The 17,211-nt window shown below is 66.7% G+C and carries 21 protein-coding genes, 1 tRNA gene and 1 pseudogene; 11 read left to right on the plus strand and 12 right to left on the minus strand.

The genetic code is table 11. The annotated features are described in order from the left end of the window. Positions 1-27 precede the first annotated feature (27 nt). Both GBZ48_RS22380 and GBZ48_RS22385 read left to right on the plus strand, forming a co-directional pair. Entirely contained in the window at positions 28-267 is a 240-nt protein-coding gene (locus GBZ48_RS22380; RefSeq protein ID WP_174473028.1) for a DNA gyrase inhibitor YacG, read from the plus strand. A gap of 117 nt (positions 268-384) precedes the next feature. After that, positions 385-460, plus strand: a tRNA-Phe gene (locus GBZ48_RS22385). A gap of 73 nt (positions 461-533) precedes the next feature. Here GBZ48_RS22385 and GBZ48_RS22390 read toward each other — a convergent pair. Beyond that, on the minus strand, positions 534-1,268 hold the full coding sequence (locus GBZ48_RS22390) for a tyrosine-type recombinase/integrase (RefSeq protein WP_174473029.1): 735 nt from the start codon (positions 1,266-1,268) through the stop codon (positions 534-536). A 23-nt stretch (positions 1,269-1,291) separates the two neighbouring features. Between GBZ48_RS22390 and GBZ48_RS22395 the strand changes: the two genes are divergently transcribed. From GBZ48_RS22395 to GBZ48_RS22415, 5 genes are all read left to right on the plus strand, one after another. Continuing rightward, on the plus strand, positions 1,292-2,035 hold the full coding sequence (locus GBZ48_RS22395; protein ID WP_246307383.1) for an SPRY domain-containing protein: 744 nt from the start codon (positions 1,292-1,294) through the stop codon (positions 2,033-2,035). Positions 2,036-2,044: 9 nt separating this feature from the next. Beyond that, positions 2,045-2,524, plus strand: a complete 480-nt coding sequence (locus GBZ48_RS22400; protein ID WP_174473031.1) for a DUF4376 domain-containing protein — start codon at positions 2,045-2,047, stop codon at positions 2,522-2,524. Between the two features lie 73 nt (positions 2,525-2,597). Further along, positions 2,598-3,113, plus strand: coding sequence for a hypothetical protein (locus tag GBZ48_RS22405; RefSeq protein ID WP_174473032.1), 516 nt, complete (start codon positions 2,598-2,600; stop codon positions 3,111-3,113). Between the two features lie 145 nt (positions 3,114-3,258). Beyond that, a complete protein-coding gene (locus tag GBZ48_RS22410) occupies positions 3,259-3,684 on the plus strand; it encodes a cell wall hydrolase (RefSeq protein ID WP_174473033.1) in 426 nt (141 codons plus the stop codon). Positions 3,685-3,777: 93 nt separating this feature from the next. Continuing rightward, entirely contained in the window at positions 3,778-4,008 is a 231-nt protein-coding gene (locus GBZ48_RS22415; protein WP_174473034.1) for a hypothetical protein, read from the plus strand. A gap of 162 nt (positions 4,009-4,170) precedes the next feature. Here GBZ48_RS22415 and GBZ48_RS22420 read toward each other — a convergent pair whose 3' ends face one another. The 5 genes and pseudogenes from GBZ48_RS22420 to GBZ48_RS22440 all read right to left on the minus strand — a co-directional run bounded on the left by GBZ48_RS22420 (position 4,171) and on the right by GBZ48_RS22440 (position 8,672). Further along, entirely contained in the window at positions 4,171-5,052 is an 882-nt protein-coding gene (locus GBZ48_RS22420; protein ID WP_174473035.1) for a WcbI family polysaccharide biosynthesis putative acetyltransferase, read from the minus strand. Between the two features lie 334 nt (positions 5,053-5,386). Further along, a pseudogene (locus GBZ48_RS22425) lies at positions 5,387-5,678 on the minus strand (transposase); the annotation flags it as partial. A 235-nt stretch (positions 5,679-5,913) separates the two neighbouring features. Then, entirely contained in the window at positions 5,914-6,660 is a 747-nt protein-coding gene (locus GBZ48_RS22430; protein WP_211105849.1) for a DUF3750 domain-containing protein, read from the minus strand. Positions 6,661-6,780: 120 nt separating this feature from the next. Next, complete coding sequence (gene cysE / locus GBZ48_RS22435) at positions 6,781-7,617, minus strand: serine O-acetyltransferase (protein ID WP_167421670.1); 837 nt, start codon at positions 7,615-7,617, stop codon at positions 6,781-6,783. A gap of 74 nt (positions 7,618-7,691) precedes the next feature. Then, complete coding sequence (locus GBZ48_RS22440; protein ID WP_174473037.1) at positions 7,692-8,672, minus strand: helix-turn-helix domain-containing protein; 981 nt, start codon at positions 8,670-8,672, stop codon at positions 7,692-7,694. Between the two features lie 161 nt (positions 8,673-8,833). Here GBZ48_RS22440 and pobA point away from each other — a divergent pair, with 161 nt between their 5' ends. Both pobA and GBZ48_RS22450 read left to right on the plus strand, forming a co-directional pair. Then, complete coding sequence (pobA, locus tag GBZ48_RS22445; RefSeq protein WP_174473038.1) at positions 8,834-10,033, plus strand: 4-hydroxybenzoate 3-monooxygenase; 1,200 nt, start codon at positions 8,834-8,836, stop codon at positions 10,031-10,033. A gap of 112 nt (positions 10,034-10,145) precedes the next feature. Continuing rightward, a complete protein-coding gene (locus GBZ48_RS22450; protein WP_246307377.1) occupies positions 10,146-10,517 on the plus strand; it encodes a Lin0512 family protein in 372 nt (123 codons plus the stop codon). 10 nt (positions 10,518-10,527) lie between these two features. On the opposite strand, the gene GBZ48_RS22455 is transcribed toward GBZ48_RS22450, so the two are convergent. Further along, positions 10,528-10,926: a DUF6157 family protein gene (locus tag GBZ48_RS22455; RefSeq protein WP_174473039.1), complete on the minus strand. Its 399-nt coding sequence runs from the start codon at positions 10,924-10,926 to the stop codon at positions 10,528-10,530. Between the two features lie 199 nt (positions 10,927-11,125). Here GBZ48_RS22455 and GBZ48_RS22460 point away from each other — a divergent pair, with 199 nt between their 5' ends. Continuing rightward, positions 11,126-11,536 carry a DUF2000 family protein gene (locus GBZ48_RS22460; protein ID WP_174473040.1) on the plus strand — a complete coding sequence of 137 codons (411 nt, stop codon included), beginning with the start codon at positions 11,126-11,128 and terminating at the stop codon, positions 11,534-11,536. A 10-nt stretch (positions 11,537-11,546) separates the two neighbouring features. Continuing rightward, on the plus strand, positions 11,547-12,149 hold the full coding sequence (locus GBZ48_RS22465; RefSeq protein WP_209798500.1) for a LysE family translocator: 603 nt from the start codon (positions 11,547-11,549) through the stop codon (positions 12,147-12,149). 16 nt (positions 12,150-12,165) lie between these two features. Here the strand turns inward: GBZ48_RS22465 and GBZ48_RS22470 are convergent, their stop codons facing one another. The 5 genes from GBZ48_RS22470 to GBZ48_RS22490 all read right to left on the minus strand — a co-directional run bounded on the left by GBZ48_RS22470 (position 12,166) and on the right by GBZ48_RS22490 (position 17,092). Next, the gene (locus GBZ48_RS22470) at positions 12,166-12,993 is read right to left on the minus strand and encodes a helix-turn-helix transcriptional regulator (RefSeq protein WP_174473041.1); all 828 of its coding nucleotides are present in this window, start codon (positions 12,991-12,993) and stop codon (positions 12,166-12,168) included. A 98-nt stretch (positions 12,994-13,091) separates the two neighbouring features. Next, a complete protein-coding gene (gene qhpR, locus GBZ48_RS22475; RefSeq protein ID WP_174473042.1) occupies positions 13,092-14,093 on the minus strand; it encodes an AraC-like transcriptional regulator QhpR in 1,002 nt (333 codons plus the stop codon). Positions 14,094-14,292: 199 nt separating this feature from the next. Next, on the minus strand, positions 14,293-14,958 hold the full coding sequence (locus GBZ48_RS22480) for an HdeD family acid-resistance protein (protein WP_174473043.1): 666 nt from the start codon (positions 14,956-14,958) through the stop codon (positions 14,293-14,295). Positions 14,959-15,034: 76 nt separating this feature from the next. Continuing rightward, on the minus strand, positions 15,035-15,706 hold the full coding sequence (locus GBZ48_RS22485) for a LolA family protein (protein WP_174473044.1): 672 nt from the start codon (positions 15,704-15,706) through the stop codon (positions 15,035-15,037). A 111-nt stretch (positions 15,707-15,817) separates the two neighbouring features. Next, positions 15,818-17,092, minus strand: coding sequence for a UbiH/UbiF/VisC/COQ6 family ubiquinone biosynthesis hydroxylase (locus GBZ48_RS22490; RefSeq protein ID WP_174473045.1), 1,275 nt, complete (start codon positions 17,090-17,092; stop codon positions 15,818-15,820). Positions 17,093-17,211 lie beyond the last annotated feature (119 nt).

A 17,211-nucleotide genomic window follows, 5' to 3' on the forward strand; every position in this document is an offset into this window, starting at 1 on the left:
TACATAGCCCGTTACGGAGGCCTTCCCTTGACCGACTCCCGCTCCCCCGGCGCACCGCAGCGCTCCCAGCCCCATGCCCAGGCCGGCACCAAGGTAGGCACCAACTGCCCGATCTGCGGCCGCCCGACCGAGCCGGCCACCCGCCCCTTCTGTTCCAAGCGCTGCGCCGACATCGACCTGTCGCGCTGGCTGGGCGGAGTCTACCGCATCGAAGGCCCGGAAACCGCTGATGTGCCGGGCGGATCCGACCCCGACGAGGGGCTGTGAGAGGGGTCGATAATTTTTTGAATTTTCCTCTGGACAGCCCGTCCGAACCTCTCTAAAAAGCGCCCCACACGACGCGCCGCACCGACCGAAACGGTCACCCACCAAGCGGCGCTGGATGCCCAGGTAGCTCAGTTGGTAGAGCAGGGGACTGAAAATCCCCGTGTCGGCGGTTCGACTCCGTCCCTGGGCACCATTCCCTTTCAAGGGTTTTGGTGCTTCTCTGGAACCGCTCCAAACCGCGGTTAGACAGAAGTTAGACATTCCCTTCATCGCGCTTGCCGGAAGGCGCCCCCTGGGCAGCCGTCGGCAATAGGTGTTTCCAGACCTTCCCCGACTTGATCTGTTCGACCAGCGAGCGCGACACGTTGTAGAGCAAGCACCAGCTTGCGCTGTGACTCCCGGCTCGCCCGGATCGCCAGCACGTCCGCTTCGGTCAAGACCGCATTCGGGGACGACGTGCCGGTGCGCGGCGCGGCCGGGGCCTTCTTCGCCAGCTTCTCCTTCACGGGCTTCCGCTTCGCCGCCTCGTCCTGAAGCGACACCACCTGGGCGGACGGCAGGATGTCCACCTGTTCCATCAGGCCGATGGCCGCGGTCGCCCGCTTCTTCAGGTTGGCCCGCCGGGCGTAATGCTCTGCCATCGCCACCGTCTTGTGCCCGGTGATCGCCATGATGTCCTTGGTGTCGCAACCCGCTTCGGCCAGCAGCGTGGCGGCGGTGTGGCGCAACCCGTGGAAGGTCAGGCCCGGCCGCACCCATTCCTCTTCGGTCACCTCGCGAATCACCGCGAAGAAGCGCGCCCGGAACCCGGCCGGGGTCAGCGGGCCACCGCGCGCGCCGGCCAGGATCGACGTGTCACGGTCGCCGGGGCCAATGCTCCGCCGCGACCGCTCCGCGTCGAGGATGGCGCGCAGATCGCGATGCGCCGGCACCCAGATCGGCAAGCCCGTCTTGCCCTGTCGGCTTTCGATGGCCGTGCCGTCATAGGCGCGCCATCCCATGCTCCGGTTCGATCACGTTGACCATGCCGTCCGCTGCTGCGGCGGGCAACGGTGCTCCGCTCGTTCTGAAGAACGCCGGCACCGGGGCTGTTGCAATCGGTGTCGGCGGGTCCGACACGGTGGACGGCATGGCTGGCGCCTCGCTGGCGGCCACCCAGAGCGTGATCCTGAACAGCGATGGTGTGTCGCGGTGGCATTCGGTCGGGGCGCAGAGCGGCTTTTCCTCAATCGGGCCTTGGTCTCCGACCGCCAAAAGCACGACGGCGATCTTGAGCAACGGCAACCTGGCCGTGACGTTTGCCACATCGAGTCAGTGGCGGGCAATTCGCGCGGTGGCCTCGATTCCGTCAGGGAAATACTATTGGGAAATCCTCTGTAGCAGCGGGTCCGGCGGCAACTTGAGCGTCGGCATCGTGGACAGCACGTTCACGAACTTCGAGCAGAACCCCAACTCTCCGGCTGCCTACCGCTCGACGGGAGACAAGCAGAAGGACGGCACCGGCCTGACCGCTTACGGCTCGGCCTGGACGGCTGGCGATAGGCTTGGCATCGCATTCGACACGGCGCCCGGCAGCATCTGGTTCCGCAAGAACGGGGTCTGGCAGGCCAGCGGCGATCCGGCGACCGGCGCGAACCCGGCCTATACCGGCATCGCCGGCACGCTCTATCCATCCTGCGGCACCTTCGACGCCTCGGTATTCACCGGCTGCTTCCGCGCTCCCGACATTGCCGGCTCTTTCCCCTCCGGGTTCAGCGTCCTGCCCTAAAGGTGACCCATGGATATCTTCGAAACTGTTCTTCCTTTCGACGCGCGGACCCACCGGCAGGCCGCCACCTACACCGACACGCCGGACCCGGAGCATCAGCGCACCCGGCGCGTCTGGGGCGTGGAGCCGATCCCGCTGGACGAGCTGAAAGCCGCTCGCAAGGCGGTCGCGACCGATCTGCGGTGGCAGAAGGAGACCGCTGGCATCCTCATCAACGGCATGCAGGTGGCGACCGATGACCGGTCCAAGACGCTGATCCTGGGCAAGCGCGCCAAGGGCCGTGAGAACCCGGACATGGCCTTCCGATGGAAGGCGGCCAGCGGTGCCTGGGTGGAACTGACCGGCGCACAGATCATCGCCATTGCCGACGCTGTTGCCGATCACGTCCAAGCCTGTTTCGACCGGGAAGGCGATCTGCATGACGCCATCGACGCTGCCGAAACGGCCGAAGCGGTGCTGTCCGTCGACATCCACGCCGGCTGGCCCTGACCGTCGCGACAACACTCCAACCTGAGACCACACAGGCGCCCGCTGGGCGCTTTTTTCATGCGCGGAGGGCATCTTGAACATTCGGGCAATCACCTACGCCGGCTCCGTGCTGGTGACGCGCGGTGCCGCTGTGGCGGCCACCGATCCACCCCCCATAGATCAATTAGCCGACCAGCTTGACCGCCTCCTTGACCTGCTGGAGCGCGGCGGACCCGCCGTGGTGGCGCTGGAGCTGGTGCTTGGCGTCGCCTTCCTGGCCGCGCTCGGCGCGGTCGTGCTCGTCCTCATCACGGTGGTGCAGGCGCTGTCGCGGGCCGCTCGTCCGCTGGCCGATGCCTACGCCACCCTGCGCGGCGGAGCGACGCGGCGTGAGGAACGGTTGAAGGCAGAGAAGGCGGCGCTTGCCCGCGAGCTGGACGCGATCCGGGCGCAGCTCGTCGGGCTGGAGCATCGCGACGAAGAGAAGTCCCGCATCATCGTCGCCCTGGTCGATCAGCTCGCCGCGCTGGGCGTTGACGTGGCCGCCTTGCGCGCGATGGCCCCCCGCGCGATGGCAGATGTCGAGGTGGACCATGCCTCTGCCGCCTGATGCCCCGCAGCAGCTCGCCGCACGCGTGCTGGCGGAGTGCGGCGGAGACGAACCCCTTGCCCGCCTCCTTCTTGCCGCCAGCAGCGGCATGTCCGCCGGTTTCCTCCGGCTTGGCCCTCCCCCTCGTCAGTGAAGGAATTCGACCATGACCCAATCCCCCACGCTTCCCACCATGACCGCACGCGAAGTGGTCGCCCGCACCCTGTGGGGTGAGGCGCGCGGCGAAGGCCGCAACGGCATGGCCGCCGTTGCCTGCGTCATCCAGAACCGGGCGCGCAATCCGCGTTGGTGGGGCAACTCGCCCACCGCGGTGTGCCTGAAGCCCTACCAGTTTTCCTGCTGGCTGGCGGATGATCCGAACCGGGCCAAGCTGCTGGCGGTGACCGACCGCGACTCGAGCTATCGCGCGGCGCTGGAGATTGCCGACACGCTGCTGTCCGGCCGGCTGGTGGACGTTACCAACGGAGCCGACCACTATCACACCACCGGGGTGACCCCGGCTTGGTCGGCCGGCAAGAAGCCGGCGGCAGTGATCGGCAACCACCGCTTCTTCCGGCTGGAGCTGAAGTAGCTCCGCCGGCCCCTGATCGCACCACTGATCCACTGTTCCGCCGCCGGCATCCCGCCGCGCGGCGTTTTTGATGCCCAAAGGAGGGGCACGGTCATGAAGACCATTAACATGCAGCGCCTGAAGGAACCCAGCACCTATGCCGGTCTCGCCAGAATCCTGGGCGGCGTCGGGATGATCGCTTCGTCTCCCTGGGTGACCGCGGCGGCCAACGTCGCCGATGCCGCTGCCCAGGGTGCGTCGACCGGTCAGGGATGGATGGGCATCGGTCTGGCGGTGCTGGGCGCGGCGGCCTCGCTTGCAAAAGACCTGTCCAGTCCGCGTTGACATGTATGCGTGGCGAGGCATGGGCTTCGCCACGCATCTTTCATATTACATGTTCATGCTGTAAGTTTACGTCACGCTGCATTACCAGTGATGGTGATATCATTTTTACATCGCCACAACTCACTGTTTATCTAGAAATCAGCACTCGATTTTATTAATTCGTTAATGCGGAAAATCCCATGGCTTAGGTATTGTTCCGATTTTTCTATTCACAATATTATATAAAGCCTTTAGGTAACTTAGGTAGAATTCATCAGCTCCCTTGTCGGGTTCTCTCTGGTAAGAGAACTTGAAAAAATCGATAGCATGTCGACTTACTGGGTAATACCCAGGCAGCTCGGCGTAGTTCTCAAAATACCTCCCACAGATATTTTCAATTTCTGCTTCACTGAAGCCGATGATATATCTTTCAGATATCATTCGAAGAACTTGGTTGGAAATCTCTGAAAACAGTGCATTCGAAGGATGGTTGTGTGTCAAAAACAAACGTTTTTCAGAAATATTTTGCGAAACGAAATCTGAGATCTTCACATCACAAATCTCTTCTCTCTCCCTAAGAAGTCGCATAGTGCGTGACATTCTCTCATCAAACTCAAAGTCCAAATGTCCTTTCCAATAAAGATTTTCAATATCAGAAAATGACGATGCTTCTTTTGAAGCCATAATCAGATAATTGTTAGCCTTCATAGCTTTATCGTCTGCGAATATAGGCCACAAGGCTGTATTATACGCATATGGGACGGAGATAGTCATGCACTTGCTTGAAATCAAATTGACAACAGAGGATTGAATGTCTCTATCCGTCGAAAGAACACCATATTTTCTCTTCAAAGGCTGATATATAAAAATATCTGCTTGACGAATATCTTCCCTAAAGTCTTCAGGAACTTCTTCTCCCGTATATCCGCTTTCTCTGTACAGTAGTACGGATTCATAGCTATTGCGATGCTTTATAGAAACATTAAATCTTTCTGCTATAATTGGCGCGATGAACTTCGCGATAGCTCCGCCCTGGCAGTTTGCATAGATCAAAACGTTCAGCATAGCTTTTTCCGTTCATGACAATAGAAGCGGAACGCAGCCGAAGAGGGAGGAGAAATTCGGGCGTTCCACCTTAGAGCGCTCACCAAAATATAAATCCGTCTGAGAACAATCAATAATTTCTGCATGGTGAACGGTGATTCTGCTTTGCGCTTCAGAAAGCCGTCTAACAGGGTGCGGATGGTCGGCGCCCGGCGCCGACCGTATGCCAAACCAAAGGAACCGGACGCGCGGACGGGTCAAGGCCACCGCCGCCCGAAGGGCGGGCACGCGCCAGCGTGAGCCTTGACCCGGAGCACGGCCGGTTCATGTCCCGCCATTTGGCGACACGGTTGCTTTTTGCTGGAACGCTGGCGCTGTCCACCGCTGTGCGATCCCAGTTGATGGCGTTGGCATAACCGAGGCGGTCAAGCAGCACGCGATGCAGCTGCTCCCAGACGCCGGCTTGCTGCCATTCGTGCAGCCGGCGCCAACAGGTCATGCCCAAACCGCATCCCATCTCCACAGGCAACAGTTCCCAAGGAATGCCGGTGCGCAGCACAAACAGGATGCCGGTCAGCGCGGCCCGGTAGCCGAGGCCGCCCGCCCTTCGGTTTGGGCGGTTCCGGTGGGAGCAACGGTTCAATCAGGGCTCAAAGGGCGTCGGGGACGAGAGGTGCAGCCATGCCCCTCTCAACAGAACAAATGCCGTTTTGTTAGGTGCTCTAAGAGTGCGAATCAGAACCGGACTGAGGTCGAGGGAAATCAACTGTCTCAGCGCATTAGTTCGGGTATTTGATAGGCACTCTAAGGCGTGGGTTGTGTTTTCCGGTCAAGCCAACTGGCCGTACTCTTCCACCTCCCCATCGAATTCTTCCGATCCTCTCAAAGCGGCTTCGACTCGAACCATCCCACCCGTCCGATTCCCGGCAGTTTCACCGCAAGGTCCAGCGGGTCGATTCCGATGGTCAGTCCCAGCACATTCAGCTCAATGCCCTCCTCCAGAGCCAGCAGCAGGCCGGCGACGCCGAACAGGCTGATTTGCCAGCCGGTGCCGCTCGGCGCCCGCGCGAACACGCCGCGGCCCAGATAATCCTTGCCCAGTGCGGTCGATGGCAGGTCGAGCCGCAGTTCCGGCACGGCGCGGGCGACCCAGGCGGCGAAGGTGTTGCTGTTGGGGCCGGGCCAGACGCGGTACTCGCCGGCATAGGGGTAGCCGGCGGCGGCCTTGGCGATCTTGGGAATGGCGGCTTCGGCGGCGGGGCCACGCAACTCCGCCAGCAGGGCGGGCTGCGCGCCGAACCAGCGGCCGTCGGGGTCGCGGTTGCTGACGGACACCACCGACAGGCCGCGATAGGCGCGCCAGCCGATCACCTCGTAGACCGTATAGCTGCGGGCGCCGGCCGGTTTTACCGCGAACCAGGGATGCACGCCGAAGGCGCCGCGCCAGGACAGCACGCGGGCTGCATAAACCTGGACCACCGCCTCCGGCGTCACCGCCGCATCGGGGGCGAGGCCGACCGGGCTGCGGTCGATGCGGCTCCAGTCGACGGCCGTCGGGACCGCGCCGGAGGCAAGCAGGAACACCGGCCCGGCCAGCAGCAGGACCAGCGTCAACAGAAATGCCAGCAACACCCTCACTGCCCTCGCGCCCTGCCCCAGCTCCGGACCACATGCCCGCCTCCCTCCATATAGGCACAGCGAAGCGGGATTTCCGGTGACAGCAGAGGGACGGAGCGCGGGAGAGGCAGGTCAGATGCTGTAGTCGCCCTGTTGCAGGCTCTGGTCCATGGTGAGCGCCGGCGCCGGTTCGTCTCGGCACCAGCCGACCACCTTGGCCGGCACGCCGGCCACCGTGGCGCAGCCGGGAACGTCCTTCAGAACGACACTGCCGGCTCCGACCTTGGCATGGGCGCCGATGGTGATGTTGCCCAGCACCTTGGCCCCGGCCGACAGCAGAACGCCGTCTCGCACCTTCGGGTGGCGGTCGCCATGCTCCTTGCCGGTGCCGCCCAGCGTGACGTTCTGCAGGATCGACACGTCGTTGCCGATCACCGCCGTCTCGCCGATCACCACGCCGGTGCCGTGGTCGATGAACACGCCACGCCCGACCGGCACCGCCGGGTGGATGTCGACGGCGAAGGCTTCCGACACCCGGCTTTGCAGGAAATGGGCAAGGTCGTGCCGGCCGCCCCGCCACAGCCAGTGGGCGACGCGGTGCCATTGCAGGGCATGGTAGCCCTTGAAATAAAGGAAGGGCGTCAGGCAGCCGTCGGCGGCAGGGTCGCGCGCCAGGATGGCGGCAAGGTCGGCGGCGGCGGCCTCGACGATGGCCGGGTCGGCCTCCATCGCGTCGCGCACCACGGCGGCCAGCCGGTCCTCCGGCATGGCGCGGTCGGCCAGCTTGCGCACCAGCAGGGCTGCCAGCGCCGGGCCGAAACCGTCGCGCGCCAGCACCGCGTCATAGAGGAAGGGAGCGAGGCCGCTCTCCTCCTCCGCCACTCGGACGGCATCGGCGCGCAGGCGGCGCCACAGCGACTGTTCGACCGTTTCGGCCGGCTCGCGCATCGTGACGTCCAGGCTGTCCATCGCCACCACCCTTTCCCGCAAACCGGGCCCAAGCATTGAATCGGTCCGCATCCGCGCCACGGGACGCAAGGCTGTTACTGTGGTGAGACGCCCCCGGTCCGGTCAAGGCCGTTCCCGTCAACGCTGCCTCCCGTTCCGCCATCCGCATGGGCGCGGCGGAATGCCTGCGGCGACCGCCCCTCGCGCTTGGTGAAGAAGCGGGAGAAATAGGCCGGATCCTCGAACCCCAGGGCATAGCCGATCTCCGCCATGCCATGGCTGGTGTAGATCAGCGAGCGCCGCGCCTCCAGCATCAGCCGGGCATGCACCAGCTGCAGGGTCGACAGGCCGGTGACCCGGCGGCAGGCGGCGTTCAGCCGGCCCGGCGTGACGCCCAGCGCTGCGGCATAGCGCTCCACCGGCCAATGCTGGCTGAACCGCTCGTCGACCATCGGCCGCAGCCGGGCGAGCAGCCTGAGGTCGGGCGACACCCCCTGCCCGTCGCGGTCCGCGCTGTCCCGCCGCCGGTCGGCCGCCAGCCGCGCGGCGGCGACCAGCAGCAGCATCACCTGCGCCGCGATGGCGCTGGCCCGGCCGACATGGTGGGCGCGGAACTCCCGCCTGATCTCGGCAAAGCAGCGGTCCAGCGCCGCCGCCCCGTCCGAGCCGGCCTCGAGGTTCCAGGCCTGCGGCAGGGCCGGGGCGTCGCGCAGCTCCGCCTCCGGTGCGGCCGCCAGCACGCCGGCCAGGAACCCCTCCGACATGGTCAGCACATGCCCGTCGGTGCCGGGATCGAAGCGGAAACCGTGCACCACCTGCGCCGGCACGACGATCAGCGCCGGGGCGCGGAACGCCACCTCCACCCCGTCCGCGGTCAGCCGCCCGCCGCCCTCCCCGACCAGCAGGGCATGGCTCAGCCCATCGTGGCGATGCGGACGGACCTCCCAATTGTACAAGCGCATCCGCTCCGGAATCGTCTCGATATGGACGAAGCGCAGCTCCGGCACCGCCGGCGGTTCGCCGTACAGCCAATAGCGGGGAATGGGTTCGGCGCTGTGGGCAAGCTGGGCGGACATCGCACGGGGCTCCGTCTGGCAGGCGTTGAAAAGTACAAGCCTTTCGCCGGTTCGTCTATGTCCGGCCCTCCCGCCCGGGAATAGCATGAACACCAATGATTGGTGTGATCAACAATTTGCGAAAACACACCTGCCCCTGGTCCCCAAGGAGGGCGAGAGACATGCATGCCAACACATCGACCCGCACACAGATCGCCATCGTCGGCGCCGGCCCGGCCGGCCTGTTCCTGTCCCATCTGCTCCACCGCCAGGGAATCGAGTCGATCATCCTGGAACACCGCAGCCGCGAGGAGATCGAGGGCACCATCCGCGCCGGCGTGCTGGAGCAGTGGGTGGTCGACCTGATGAACGATATGGGCTTGGGCGAGCGCATGATGCGGGAGGCCCACTTCCATTCCGGCATCACGCTGCGCTTCGACCGCCGCAGCCACCACATCGACATGGCGGAGCTGACCGGCGGCAAGCGCGTCACCGTCTATGCCCAGCACGAGGTGATCCGCGATCTCGTCTCTTCCCGGCTGGAGGATGGCGGCACCATCCTGTTCGGCGTGTCCGACGTGCAGTTCCTCGACCTCGACGGCAAGGCGCCGCGCGTGCGGTTCCGCCGCGGCCCCGATGGGCCGCTGGAAGAGTTGCGCTGCGACTTTGTCGCCGGCTGCGACGGCTTCCACGGGCCGAGCCGGCAGGCGATTCCCGCCGCCATCCGCAACGAATACCAGATGGTCTATCCCTTCGGCTGGCTCGGCATCCTGACCGAAGCCCCGCCGTCGCACCCCGAACTGATCTACGCCAACCACAAGCGCGGCTTCGCCCTGCTCAGCACCCGCTCGCCGGAGGTGCAGCGGCTCTACATCCAGGTCGATCCCAAGGACGACATCGCCAACTGGTCGGACGACCGCATCTGGTCCGAACTCCACCGCCGGCTGGAGGACGACGGCGGCTGGACCCTGACCGAAGGGCCGATCTTCCAGAAGAACATCATCGCCATGCGCAGCTTCGTCTGCGACCCGATGCAGCATGGCCGCCTGTTCATCGCCGGCGACGCCGCCCACATCGTGCCGCCGACCGGTGCCAAGGGGCTGAACCTCGCGGTCGCCGACGTGGCAGTGCTGTCGCGCGCCCTGACCGCCTATTACAGGTCCGGCACCACCGAGGGGCTGGACGGCTACAGCGCCACCTGCCTGCGCCGCATCTGGAAGGCGGAGCGCTTCTCCTGGTACATGACCACCATGCTGCACCGGAACGAGCGGGAATCGCCCTTCGAGCAGCGCGTGCATCTGGCGGAACTGGACTATCTGGTGCAGTCCCGCGCCGCCATGACGGCGCTGGCGGAGAATTACGTGGGGCTGCCGATGGAATGAGCGGGGCGCTATTGCCTTCCATCCCCCGAAAATCCGCCGCCGCCCCCTGGCCCTTGCCGCGGGTCCGCGCCATCATCCCCGTCATCCGACACCGACAGGAAAGCCCAACGCGATGAAGAGGGGCGCGATGAAGCAGGTGATGTTCGTGGAACTCGGCATGGGGGTGGATCTGCACGGCCAGGACGTGACCAAGGCCGCCGTCCGCGCCGTGCGCAACGCCATAGAGCGCAACTCGATGCCGGGCATGCGGGCGCTGGTGGACGGCGACACCAGCAAAATGCAGGTGCGCGTCCACCTCGCCGTGCCGGCCGATGCCGACCGGCTGGACCACGAGGCGGTGAAGGCCGTCTTCCCCTATGGCGCGGTCAGCATCCACGTTACCAGCGGCGGCATGCTGGCGCCGAGCGGCATCTTCCTGGCCGACAAGAACGACCGCAACGAGCAGATCTACGTCGTCAACGCGGCGGTGGAGGTGGGTATCTGAACCGGTGCCGTCAGCCGCGGCTGTTGCGCATCCCGGCGACGACGGCCAGATCCGGGCGGCGGCTCAGGTCACGGTAGGCATCGCTCTCGATTCCATAGGCGGCGACCCGCCCGGCGCCGTCATGATGCAGGCCCCAGCCATACTGCTTCACCAGCGGTGACGCCCGCAGACAGGCCTGCGGCTTGGCGAAGAGACGGTCGCGCGCCGCCTCGCGTTCTTCCGGCGGGATGCCGTTGCGGATCATGTAGACCTCCAGCAACAGATCGTCGCTGGTCAGGACGTAGGGCCGCCCCAGCAGCAGCGAGAGCTGCAGTTCGCCGACCGTGCCGGCCTTGGACGGAACGATGCCCGTCTGCGCCTTACCGTCAGCTGCGGCCGTGATGAAGGTATTGATGTAGTTCGTGGACATCCCGGCGCCCCAAGTAACCGCAAGAAGCACCTCCAGGCGGCGGTGCTGCCGGGACAGTGTAGGCGGTGCGGGCACCGGTTGCAGCCCTGCTTCACCCCTGCTCTCCTTCCGGCCCTGGGTAATTTCCTTCAATACCCGCCCCTGCCCGACCCGCAAAAATCCGCCGGCCCGACCTTGGTCCAACACAGGAAAAGCCGACGTGACACGCTGCGCCTTCATCATCGACCATGCCCTGCCGCCGGGGCTGATCGCCAACACCGCCGCCGCCCTGTCGATGACGCTGGGAAAACTGCGGCCCGATCTGGTCGGCTGCGACCTTCGGGATGCCGACGGCATCGGTCATCCCGGCATCACCACCATCGTGATGCCGATCCTGGTGTCCGATTCCGAAGGCCTGCGCGCGCTGCGCCGGCAGGCGGCGGAGCGGGAGGCCGAAGGGCTGGGCGTGATCGGCATGACCGACATCGCCCAGCGCGCCAAGAGCTACGAGGATTACAGCCGGCGCCTCGCCGCCGCCCGGCAGGAGGATCTGCGCTATCTCGGCCTCTGCCTGCACGGTCCGGCGGCGCTGGTGCGCTCGCTGACCGGCTCGCTGCCGCTGCTGAAATAGGACGGCGGCGATGATGACGCTCTATTTGTCGATGGCCGGCTTCGCGCTGGCCGCCTCGATCTCCCCCGGCCCGGTCAATGTGGTGGCGCTGTCCAGTGGCGTCTCCCACGGCCTGCGCGCCACCCTGCGCCATGTCGCCGGCGCCACGCTGGGGTTCGTCCTGCTGCTGGTGCTGGCCGGGCTCGGGCTGGCGGAACTGCTGCGCGGCTGGCCCGCCGCCGCCGCGCTCATCCGCTGGGCCGGCGTCACCTTCCTGCTGTGGATGGGCTGGACGCTGTGGAGAAGCGACAGCAGAAGCGGCGGCGGGATCGCCGACGCCGAGCCGCCCCCGGCGCCCTCCGTCCTGCAAGGCGCCGCCATGCAGTGGCTGAATCCCAAGGCCTGGGTCGCGGCGCTGGCCGGGGTCGGCGCCTATGCCGGAGACGATCCGGCTCGGCTCTGGATCTTCGCCGGGCTCTATTTCGTCATCTGCTTCCTGTCCGTCGCCTGCTGGGCCTATGCCGGCGCCCGGCTGCGCCATCTGCTGGCGGATGGGCGGCGGATGCGGCTGTTCAACCGCGCCATGGCCGCCCTGCTCGCGGCCAGCGCCGTCCATATCGGCATCGCCGCCTGATTGCGCCGCCTGACCCTCACTCCCGGCGCATGTACTGGCCGGGCGTGGCGGCGACGTGGCGCTTGAAGGCCCGCTGGAAATGGGCCTGATCGGCGAAGCCGGCATCGAGCGCCACCTCCACGATCGGCCGGCCGCGCTGCAGCTCCCGCCGGCCGTACTGGATGCGGCGGTTGATCTGGTATGCGTGCGGGGTCAGCCCGTAGCGCGCCTTGAAGGACCGCACCAGATAGGAGGGCGACAATCCCGACACCTCGGCGATGTCGGCCAGCCGCAGCGGCTGCGTGCAGTGGGCGGAGATGAAGTCGGCGGCCCGGTCCAGCGCCGCATGCCCGCCGTCCTCATCGGCGGTGGACGCCACCCCGCCCAGCGCCTGCCGCAGCCCGGCGAAGAAGGACCGGGCCGCCTTCGCCCTCCGGGCACTGTCGGGCTCCGGATCGAACAGAACGCCGAACAGCCGGTCCAGCCGGCCGGCCAGTTCCGCATCGCGGCTCAGAGGCGGGGCGAAGGGCCGGAATACCGTTTCCCCCTCGACCGCCGCCAGCCACGCGGCATCGGCATACAGCATCCGATAGGACCAGGGCCGGCTGTCCAGCGGGTTGCAGGCATGGGCCTCGTCCGGGTTCATCAGCACGACGGTGCCCGCGGCAACCCGGTGGCACTCGGCGCCGATGCGGAAATCGCTGGCGCCGCCGGTGACCAGCCCGATGGAGAAGGTCGAATGGCTGTGCCAGCCGTAGCAGACCTCCTGCCCGTCCTCGATGCTGCGCGCCTCCAGATGCGGAAGTGCCGGGTCCCGCCAGAAGCGGTGACGATTCCCCAATGCATTCCCTGATGCGCGCGCCATGCCGGCCCTGCCCTGCCCCGGAGATGTCCAGGCGGCGATCTTATGGCAGGAGGCGCCCGGCCGCCATAAGGTCGCCGCCATCCGCTGACGTGGCGGTATCAGCCCTTCGCGTCGCGCATCTTCGCCGGCGACATGCCGAACCAGCGGCGGAAGGCGCGGCTGAAGGCGCTGACCTCCGAATAGCCCAGCAACGCGCCGATGTCGGCGACCGGGACATGGCGCTGGCGGATATAGACCGCCGCCAGATCGCGCCGCACCCCCTCGACCAGATCGGAGAAGCTCAGCCCCTCGTCGGCCAGCCGGCGTTGCAGGGTCCAGCGGGCGATGCCCAACCGGTCGGCGATGTCCTCGACGTAAGTCGGGCCTTCCGGCAGCCGCGCCCGCACCTCCGCCTTCACCCGGTCGAGCAGCGGCGGCGTGCCGGTGCCGCGGGCGATGTCGATCAGCGTGCCGCACAGCCCGGTCAGCCGCGCCATATCACCGCCCGGCATGCGGCGGTCGAGATGGCGGTCGCGCAGCAGGATGGCGTTGGTGGGCTGGCCGAAATGGGCCGGCGCGTCGAACAGCGATTCATGCTGGCGCCAGCCTTCCGGCTTGGGATGCTCGAAATGCACCTCCTCCGGCATCCACGCCGGCCCAAGGCAGGCGCGCACCACATTGGCGAACATGCCCATGGTCAGCTCGGCATCCTGCCGCCGCTCGACGATGCGGCCGTCGAGGATGCGGTATTCCAGCCGCAGCAGCTCGCCCTCGCGGACGAAGCGCGTCTCGGTCGCCTGCTGGTGGAAAGGGAACAGCCGGGCCAGATGGTCGAGCGCCGCCCCCAAAGTCGGGGCGGCCAGTGCGATGGAGCCGATCAGCCCCAGCATCTCCGGCTGGAACTGGCGGCCGAACACCAGGCCGAAATTGTCGTTGCCGGTCTCCGCCGCCGCCACCTCCATCATCGCCACATAGGCACGGAGGTCGAGCGCCAGCGTCGGCTGGCCGAGCGCACGCTCCTCCACGCCTGCGCGGTGGAACACCTGATCGGGGCAGCCGCCCTGGGCGGCGATGAAGTCCGACACCCCGCAGGCCGCGGCGGCCAGGATGTTGTGTTGCACAGTTCCTGTGCGGCTCCCGCCGGGCTGGCCGGCAGTTTGCCCAAGAGTCGGTCGGTGCGGCGTCATGACACAGCCCCTCGCAGCCGTTTTGCCGCAACGCAGCAAACATCGTGCCGGACTTCAGGCTGCCAGAGACTGTTTGCGCAGGGAATTGTACGATAGGCCAACGGTCAGGCCGGGGCGCTCAACAACGCCCCGCTCAAAGCGCCGCCGCCATCCCGCCGCCGGAACCTCCATTCGGGGCGCTGTTACCGCGATGGCAGTGCCGCAGGCGGAAGGCCGTCACCAGAGCCAGCACGCCGAAGGCGATCAGGTAGGCCGCGACACCCCAGGCGAGCGCCAGCAGGCCCAGCGCCGGCAGGATCCACATGCTGAGCCCGAACAGGATCGACAGCGCGCCGGCCACGCCCCAGGCCCATTTGCCGTGGGTGCGCTCCATCCGCCAGGCTCCCATCACCTCGGCGAAGCCGGTGATGACCGACCAGGCGGCGATCAGGAACACGAGCGCGAACAGGCTGGCGGCCGGCCACAGCGCGGCGACGATGCCGGCGATCAGGCTGACCACCCCCTCCAGGATGAAGGGCAGCGAGCGTTCATGGTGGCGGGAGGCGCGGAGGCCGGCCAGGATGGCGAAGACGCCGTCGAGCAGCAGATAAGCGGCGAAGGTCAGCGCCAGCGTCGCCACCGTCACCCCCGGCATCAGCAGCGCCAGCACCCCCAGCAGGATCGCCGCCGCCCCGCGCAGGGCCAGCGCCCACCAGTTGCGCGCCAGCACCCTGTTCATGCTGCGCAGGCGGCCCGCCGGTCCGGGCTGCGGATCGAACTCCCGGTCGAGGCTGGACCGGTCCACCTGATCGTGGGACATGCAAAGCCTCCCGCTGCCACTCTGTGCAATGACAACAGGAAGCGAAGGGTTTTGTTGCCCGCCCGCGGCCGGCCGCTCAGTTGTTGCGGCCGAAGTCCGACCCGCGCGCCGGCTCCTTGAAATAGAACATCTCGCGGTCGAAGGTGACGTCGGTCCGCGGGTTCAGCAGGGCCACCTCGGTGGTCAGGCCCTGGGCGTCCAGCACCCGCCACTTGCGCAGCTGGAACGGCCGGTCCTCGAACACCAGGGTCAGGGTGCCCTTGCCGGCGTCCTTGGTCTCCAGCAGGCTGACCTCGATCACGCCGGGGGCCTGGAACACGTCGGTGACGGTGACGTCGCCCGACAGCCGGATGTTCTTGCGCAGGATGAAATCGGCCAGCGTCGAGCCGATGGGGGCGCTCGACTGCTGGCGCATCTCGCCGTCCCAATAGAAGACGAAGGTGCCGTCGGCGACGATGAAGTCCTTCAGCGGCCGGTCATACTCCAGCCGCATCTTGCCCGGCCGCCACAGGGAGAAGGTGCCGGTCGCCTGCCGTCCGTTCGGCGCCACCTGCAGGAACTTCGATTGCAGGGTGGTGATACCGTTCAGATACTCCTCCACCTTGGCGACGACCGCCTGATCCTGCGCCGTCAGCGAGACGGGGGTGGCCGGCGCGGCGATGGCGGGCGGGGCGAAGGCGGCCGGCAGCGGGGCAATGAGGGCGGCGGACAGCAGGGCGGCGGAAAGGCGGCGAAGCACGGTCTTCATCCTCGGTCGTTCGGAGCCCGGCTCCTTAACCGGCCGGTATGGCGGACATAAGGTGTCCGCCCCCCGCTGCCAAGGATTACCGGTGTCCGCTCTGAATGGCTGCTCAAAGAGTTAAAGAGGCTGGCCCTTGATCATCCGCGGCAGGTCGCCGACCACGCCCATGGCGTGCTTCATGAAGAAGCGCTTGACCGGCGGCAGCCGGTTGATCACCGCCATGCCCAGGTCGCGCGCCAGCTTCACCGGCGGGATGCTGTTGGAGAACAGATGGACCAGCCCGTCGCACACCGCCGCCAGCAGCACGGTGTCGAACCGGCGCCAGCGCTGGAAGCGGGCCAGCACCTCCGGCCCGCCGACGTCCAGCCCCAGGCGATAGGCATCGACCACCACCTCGGCCAGGGCCGCGACGTCGCGCATGCCGAGATTGAGCCCCTGCCCGGCGATGGGGTGGATGGCGTGCGCCGCCTCCCCAACCAGGGCCAGCCGGTCGGCGATGAAGCGGTCGGCCAGCAGGACCGACAGCGGCCACGCCTCGCGCTTGGTCAGCAGCGTGATCTCGCCGAGATAGCCGCCGGAGCGCCGTTGCAGCTCGTCGACGAACTGGTCGTCGGGCAGCTTCAGATAGGTGTCGACCAGCGAGGTCTTCTCGCTCCACACGATGGAGCAGCGGTTGTCCGTCATCGGCAGCACGGCGAAGGGGCCGTTGGGCAGGAAATGCTCCACCGCGACGCCCTTGTTCGGCTCGGTGTGGCGGATCGTGCAGATGATGGCGCTCTGGTCGTAGGACCAGCGCCGCACCCTGATCCCGGCGCTGTCGCGCGCCATCGACCGCCGCCCGTCGGCGCCGACCAGCAGCCGGCCGCGCACGGTGCGCCCGTCGGCCAGCCGGACCGAGACGCCGGACCGCGTCCGCTCCACCGTCACCGCCCTGGCCGGCGCCAGATGGACCAGCCCCGGCAGTTCGGCCGCGCGGGTGAACAGGGCGTGGCGGATGTCCTTGTTGTCCAAAATCCAGCCGAAGGGCTGGTGCTTGCCCTCCATCGCCAGTTCGGTGTGGTCGTAATGGATGAACAGCGGCGAGAACTGGTCGGCGATGCGGATGTCCAGCATCGGGCCGGCCTTGTCGGCCATGTGGTGCCACACGCCCGCCGCATCCAGCACCATCTTGGAGGCGTAGGAGATCGCCGTGGTGCGGATGTCGAAATCCTGTTCGCCCATGCGCTCGGGGCTGTCCTGGTCGATGCAGACCACCGGCACGCCGGCACCGGCCAGCGCCGCCGCCATGGTCAGCCCGGCCAGGCCGCCGCCCAGCACCACGACCTCCGTGGTGATGTCCCCGCCCTGCGGGGGGACGGTCGCGTTGCCCGATTCGGTGCTCGGTACGGCCATGATGCTCGCTGCCTTCTCGCCTTAAGATGCGTGCGCTGGGTCGCCGGCGGGACTTGAGCCTTGCCCCTTGACCTCACCGGCAACGCCGCGGTCAGACAATTGTCGCACTGCGGCGTCCT

It is taken from the genome of Azospirillum melinis, assembly GCF_013340935.1.
Lineage (GTDB): Bacteria > Pseudomonadota > Alphaproteobacteria > Azospirillales > Azospirillaceae > Azospirillum > Azospirillum melinis.